Raw genomic sequence first — 6,010 nt, 5'->3', positions numbered from 1 at the left:
ATTTCCGCCATCATCGCCGTTGCGATCATGAGCAGCAAGAAACTTTTTTTCATTACCAAATTCCCCCTATTTTCTCTTCAATTGCAGCCATCTCTTCGATGTAGTTTTGTTTGACTTGCAGTGTGCGCAAACGTGCGTCATAATAGGCATTCTTGGAAGCAAGGTATTCAAACTGCCCTATCACGCCCCCTTCATACCCTTTATGCGCCATCATAAAAAGCGTTTCATATTTTTTCTCATTTCCCGCCAAAATTTTTATATTTTCTTCACGTTCTTTTAAATGTTCGAACAGCCCTCGAACGCTTAACTCCATTTTCTGTCGGCTCACTTCGCGCAAATTGACCAGAGCACTGCGCTCACTCATCAACGCCACGATTTTATTTTCGTTTTTACTGCTGATTGCCAAAGGGATGGTCAGTCGAAAATCAATGCTGTTTTGCGTCGGTTCTTGTGTCATCCCTATCCCGACAGAGACTGCCTCGACTGTAGAGTGGCGCAATGTGGCGATTTGAGCGTTTAACGAATCGATACGGACATCCAGCGATTTTAATAACGGCGCATTTTTAATACGACTTTCTATTGAATCGGATTGGATAAACTCAAAAGTCAAATCATCGATCATCACTTCTTCATCCGACATAACGGTTTCTTTCAGATAATGTTGTGCATGTTCCGCTTCCATTAAAATAGCGGCAAGCTCTTGAAGCGTACCTTGATATTCGCTCTCCAGCCGCAAAAACTCCATTTGCGACAATCGTCCGGCTTTGAATTTTTTATCTCCGACCTGATACGCTTTATAGGAAAAATCACGTTTTTCGCTCAGTATCGCACTCCGTTCATGTTCAAGCTGATACATTAACCAGCCTCTTTTTAAAGCCACTTGTATAAGTCCTTTATTCATGGCGATTTCGTATGCCGTTGCTTTTTTCTGAATCTCGAACTCATTTGCTTTTGCCGATCTGAATGACGGCATTTTAACTGCATAGTCAAGCATCACTCCATATTCTTTACCACTGTCGATAGTATCATCTGCCTTGATTTTACGCGCTGACGTTTCAATGCTTAAGGGGTCGCCTGCCAATGCGGAAGCTTTTTCAAAGCCGATTGCATTCATACGGCCGTTTGATTCGATCATTTGTTCAGAAGCATCATATGCACGCTTTGTAACGTCCTTAAAACTGACACCCTGTCCTAAAAACGGTATTACGATAAAACTATAGGCCCAAGTATATTTCATAGACCAGTTTCCTCTTTTAAAATTGACCCGTTAGCGGGATCGACATAAAGTTTTAGATTTTTTTCCGTACTGTCCGTCGCATATACCTGATAGACCAACTCATAAGCAATATCACGAAGTTTAATACTACGAACACTGTATCCTTCTTGTGAAAGATGATTGCGAATATCTTCTTCTGTCATCGGTGCCATCGATTTATAATATTGATTCTTTTCCATTTTCTGAATAGGATGATTTCTATGATTTCCAAACGAATATTTCATATGCTCTTGAGTCGGAATGGTGACCGATGAACCCATTCCACCGTAGAGAGATAAAGAGAACAATGACAAAGCAACGATGGGAATAAGCTTCACGATATAGCCTTTATATAAAAATATAACGGTATTTTATGGATTCAACGTGAGAAAATCATGAGAACTGTCTTGCTTCACAGGAGAGATATTTTTTTAATCCGCTTCATGCTACCCTTATAAATAATTTTAAAATGGAACAGCATGAAAAACAGATTGATATTATTAGCACTATATGGTATTGGCCTATTGGCAAATGAAAATTCGATAGTGGCCGACCGCCCAGGCTTTTCGACGGGTACACAAACAGTTAAGCCTAAAGTCGTGAATGTTGAGCTAGGATATCAGTATTCGTTTAATAACCACGATTCAAAACCGTCATCGCATACTCTTCCGCTCATGCTTTTGCGAACCGGTATCTCTGAAAAATCTGAATTGAATATACAATGGGATGGCATTAATATTGACAAAGAAGAAGGTCAATCTGCAGTCAGGTCTAAAGCCGATTTATCTATCGGAGGCAAATACAAGCTTTTGGACAACCAACAATACAATATAACAGCGCTCGGAATATTGTCACTTCCAACAGGAACGTCTCCGTCTACTTCCGATAGCACTGATCCTTTAGTAGGTATTCTCTGGGATTATTCAATATCGGATAATAATACGTTGTTCGGTACGGTTCAGGCAAGTTCATCCCAAATAGATCATCATAGAGTATACGATACTCAATTTGCTGTTGGCAGTTCAATTAGCCATACCGAAACCATCGGTAGTTTTCTCGAAATTTATGCTATTGAACCTTCTAAACACGATTTACATGCCACAAGAGTCATCGACGGCGGTATGACCTATTTATTGACCAATGACACTCAGCTTGACTTTAGTATTGGTATTGGCTTAACCAGGTATTCATCTAATTTTATTGGCTTTGGAATTGCATCACGTTTTTAATATCTTTCATGTGAACAAAAAAGTTTGACATTTGGTGATTATTTTATCAAACGGGTTTACAGCAATAATAAGTTATTGATAAAAAATTTGTGGATTGTAAAATAAAATGAGATAGGAAAGACTCCCCAAACGGGGAGAGAAGAAAGAGATCTTAGCTGTTACGCTTTTTGATAATCTCTTCAGCAACGTTACGTGGAACTTCTTCGTAGTGATCGAATTCCATAGAGTAACTTGCACGTCCTTGAGTTGCTGAACGAAGGTCAGTTGAGTAACCGAACATTTCAGACAATGGTACGAACGCATCAACAATTTTGTTACCGGAACGGTCACCCATGTTGTTAACTTGTCCGCGACGGCGGTTAAGGTCACCGATAACGTCACCCATGAAGTTCTCAGGAACTTCAACTTCAACTTTCATCATAGGCTCAAGGATAGCCGGGTTAGCTTTACGTGCACCCTCTTTGAATCCCATAGAAGCAGCAAGTTTAAACGCCATCTCATTCGAGTCAACCTCATGGTATGAACCATCATACAATGCGACTTCGATATCTTCGATCGGATAACCCGCGAGTACACCTTTTTGCATTGCTTCTTTACACCCTTTTTCAACGGCAGGAACGTATTCTTTAGGAATAACCCCACCTTTGATTTCGTTGTGGAAGATATAACCAGTTCCAGGTACACCCGGCTTGATACGGAGATATACGTGACCGAATTGTCCACGTCCACCTGATTGTTTCGCGTATTTGTACTCTTGATTAACTTCTGCACGGATTGACTCACGGTATGCAACTTGAGGTGCACCCACTTCCGCTTCAACTTTAAACTCACGGAACATACGGTCAACAAGGATTTCAAGGTGAAGCTCACCCATTCCGCTGATGATCGTTTGTCCTGTCTCTTCGTCTGTGTGGACACGGAAAGATGGATCTTCCGCCGCTAGTTTTGCTAACGCGATACCCATTTTTTCTTGGTCCACTTTGGTTTTAGGCTCAACCGCAACCGAGATAACCGGCTCAGGGAAGTGCATACGCTCTAGTACTAGACGTTCACGCTCATCACAAAGGGTATCACCCGTTGTTGTGTCTTTAAGACCTACAACCGCTCCGATTTCACCCGCATAAAGAGATTTGATCTCTTCACGTTTGTTCGCGTGCATTTTAACGATACGTCCGATACGCTCTTTTTTACCTTTGATGGTATTGTAAGCATACGTACCTGACTCAAGAACACCACGGTAAACACGTACGAAAGTAAGTTGTCCAACGAATGGGTCAGTCATGATTTTGAACGCAAGACCGGCAAATGGAGCATCGTCCGTTGATTCAACATCAACTTCAACCTCTTCATCGTCTTCCATGGTCCCTTTGATAGCCGCAACTTCCAAAGGTGATGGTAGGTAATCAACAACCGCGTCAAGAAGAGTTTGTACCCCTTTGTTTTTAAACGCAGTTCCGCATGTCATAGGAATGATTTCCATTTTAAGACATCCGGCTTTAATCCCGCGCATGATCTCTTCGTTGCTAAGTTCACCCTCTTCGAAGAATTTCTCCATCAAAGTATCGTCACCCTCAGCCGCCGCTTCCATCATTTGTGCACGGTATTTATTGGAAATTTCTACCATATCCGCAGGAATTTCTGCTTCATGATAGTTTGAACCCATAGCCGCATCTTCGTCCCAAAGGATAGCTTTCATTTTAACGAGATCGACGATCCCTTTAAATTGATCTTCCGCACCGATTGGAAGTTGAATAGCGATTGGGTTCGCTTTAAGACGTGCACGGATTTGCTCTTCTACGTTGTAGAAATCAGCTCCCGTTCGGTCCATTTTGTTGACGAAAACCATACGAGGAACCCCGTAACGGTTTGCTTGACGCCATACTGTTTCAGATTGTGGTTGAACCCCACCAACTGCACAGAATACCGCTACAGCACCATCAAGTACACGCATAGAACGCTCAACTTCAATGGTGAAGTCAACGTGGCCCGGAGTGTCAATAATGTTGATTTGTTTGCCGCTCCACTCACAAGTTGTCGCCGCAGAGGTAATGGTAATACCACGCTCTTGCTCTTGCTCCATCCAGTCCATAGTTGCAGCACCTTCGTGAACTTCACCGATTTTGTGTGATACACCGGTGTAGAACAAGATACGCTCAGTTGTTGTCGTTTTACCCGCGTCGATGTGAGCGGCGATTCCGATGTTTCTTACGTCTTCAAGTTTATGGGATCTTGCCATGATAATAGCCCTTAATAGAGTTTATAGTGGATAGGGGAATGATAACCCGAGAGGGTCATCAAAAGGTTACGAATCTTACCAGCGATAATGAGCGAACGCTTTGTTCGCTTCAGCCATTTTGTAAGTATCTTCTTTACGTTTGAATGCTGTACCTTTGTCGTTTGCAGCATCTGATAATTCATTTGCCAAACGCTCTGCCATAGTGCGCTCGTTACGTTTGCGTGCCGCATCGGTTAACCAGCGGATTGCAAGAGATAGTTGACGTACAGGACGAACTTCTACTGGAACTTGGTAGGTCGCTCCACCCACACGGCGGCTTTTTACTTCGATAACCGGTTTAATGTTATCAATCGCAGCGTTAAACACTTCGATACCTGTTTTTTCACCACGTGAACCCATGATATCCAAAGCACCGTACATAATTTTTTCAGCGGTACTTTTTTTACCGTCCCACATAATTTTGTTGATGAACTTTGTCAAAATTTTTGAACCGTGAACCGGGTCAGGCATAATTTCGCGAACGGGCGCTTTTCTTCTTCTCATAATGTTTCCTTCAATGTTTTTTTCATTTACTCAAAAAACGGTCATCAAAAACCGAATCTTGTCAGACTAGTTGGTTATTTTTTAACCTTAGCTTTTTTCGTTCCGTATTTAGAACGAGATACTTTACGGTCTTTAACACCCGCAGTATCGAGAGCACCACGTACGATATGGTATTTTACCCCTGGTAAGTCTTTTACACGACCGCCACGAACAAGAACGATAGAGTGCTCTTGCAAGTTGTGACCCTCACCACCGATATAACTAATAACTTCAAACCCTGAAGTCAAACGTACTTTAGCAACTTTACGAAGCGCCGAGTTCGGTTTTTTAGGGGTTGTAGTATATACACGAGTACATACACCACGACGTTGTGGGCATGACACCAAAGCGGGTGATTTTGATTTTTTCACTACCGCTTGTCGCTCTTTACGAATAAGTTGGTTGATTGTTGGCACACAATCTCCTTTGTTGAAATGTTCCAGTAGAATTTTAATCCGCTACTTAAAGGGGGACTAATAAACGCGCAATGGTATCTAATTTTTGATTAATTTGAGCTTATTTTAAGGAAGTTGTAAGAGAGAAGGGATAATTGAATTCCCGCCGAAGCGGGGAAGAAAAAAGGTGAATTTAGTCTCCGAAAACCATTTTTTGGTCTTTGTAGATTCCGGTACCGACCGGGATCGTACGACCGATGATGACGTTCTCTTTAAGATCGGTCAAATCATCGATTTTTGCAGATACTGCCGC

Annotated in this window: 6 protein-coding genes; 1 reads left to right on the top strand and 5 read right to left on the bottom strand. The window is 42.1% G+C overall.

Going from position 1 to position 6,010, the window contains the following annotated elements; all coding sequences use genetic code 11:
* Window positions 1–52 precede the first annotated feature (52 nt).
* Entirely contained in the window at window positions 53–1,237 is a 1,185-nt protein-coding gene (locus Q0C19_RS10490) for a TolC family protein (RefSeq protein ID WP_295055772.1), read from the bottom strand.
* Window positions 1,234–1,593: a PepSY domain-containing protein gene (locus tag Q0C19_RS10485; RefSeq protein WP_295055770.1), complete on the bottom strand. Its 360-nt coding sequence runs from the start codon at window positions 1,591–1,593 to the stop codon at window positions 1,234–1,236. The genes Q0C19_RS10490 and Q0C19_RS10485 overlap by 4 nt, the downstream gene beginning before the upstream one ends.
* A 141-nt stretch (window positions 1,594–1,734) precedes the next feature.
* Between Q0C19_RS10485 and Q0C19_RS10480 the strand changes: the two genes are divergently transcribed.
* Window positions 1,735–2,484, top strand: coding sequence for a transporter (locus tag Q0C19_RS10480; RefSeq protein ID WP_295055768.1), 750 nt, complete (start codon window positions 1,735–1,737; stop codon window positions 2,482–2,484).
* Between the two features lie 151 nt (window positions 2,485–2,635).
* Here Q0C19_RS10480 and fusA read toward each other — a convergent pair whose 3' ends face one another.
* The 3 genes from fusA to rpsL all read right to left on the bottom strand — a co-directional run bounded on the left by fusA (window position 2,636) and on the right by rpsL (window position 5,718).
* Window positions 2,636–4,720, bottom strand: coding sequence for an elongation factor G (fusA, locus tag Q0C19_RS10475; protein WP_015654563.1), 2,085 nt, complete (start codon window positions 4,718–4,720; stop codon window positions 2,636–2,638).
* Window positions 4,721–4,795: 75 nt separating this feature from the next.
* The gene (gene rpsG / locus Q0C19_RS10470; protein WP_294894170.1) at window positions 4,796–5,263 is read right to left on the bottom strand and encodes a 30S ribosomal protein S7; all 468 of its coding nucleotides are present in this window, start codon (window positions 5,261–5,263) and stop codon (window positions 4,796–4,798) included.
* Window positions 5,264–5,337: 74 nt separating this feature from the next.
* The gene (gene rpsL, locus Q0C19_RS10465) at window positions 5,338–5,718 is read right to left on the bottom strand and encodes a 30S ribosomal protein S12 (RefSeq protein WP_294894172.1); all 381 of its coding nucleotides are present in this window, start codon (window positions 5,716–5,718) and stop codon (window positions 5,338–5,340) included.
* Between the last annotated feature and the right edge of the window lie 292 nt (window positions 5,719–6,010).

This window comes from Sulfuricurvum sp., from assembly GCF_023250475.1.
Lineage (GTDB): Bacteria > Campylobacterota > Campylobacteria > Campylobacterales > Sulfurimonadaceae > Sulfuricurvum.
Note: the sequence above shows the minus strand (reverse complement) of the source record. Positions and strands in the feature narration are given on the sequence as shown.

Excerpts from the sequence above, each read along its gene's own strand:
- Q0C19_RS10490 (WP_295055772.1), bottom strand. The coding sequence starts at position 1,237 with ATGAAATATACTTGGGCCTATAGTTTTATCGTAATACCGTTTTTAGGA.
- Q0C19_RS10480 (WP_295055768.1), top strand. The coding sequence starts at position 1,735 with ATGAAAAACAGATTGATATTATTAGCACTATATGGTATTGGCCTATTG.
- fusA (WP_015654563.1), bottom strand. The coding sequence starts at position 4,720 with ATGGCAAGATCCCATAAACTTGAAGACGTAAGAAACATCGGAATCGCC.
- rpsG (WP_294894170.1), bottom strand. The coding sequence starts at position 5,263 with ATGAGAAGAAGAAAAGCGCCCGTTCGCGAAATTATGCCTGACCCGGTT.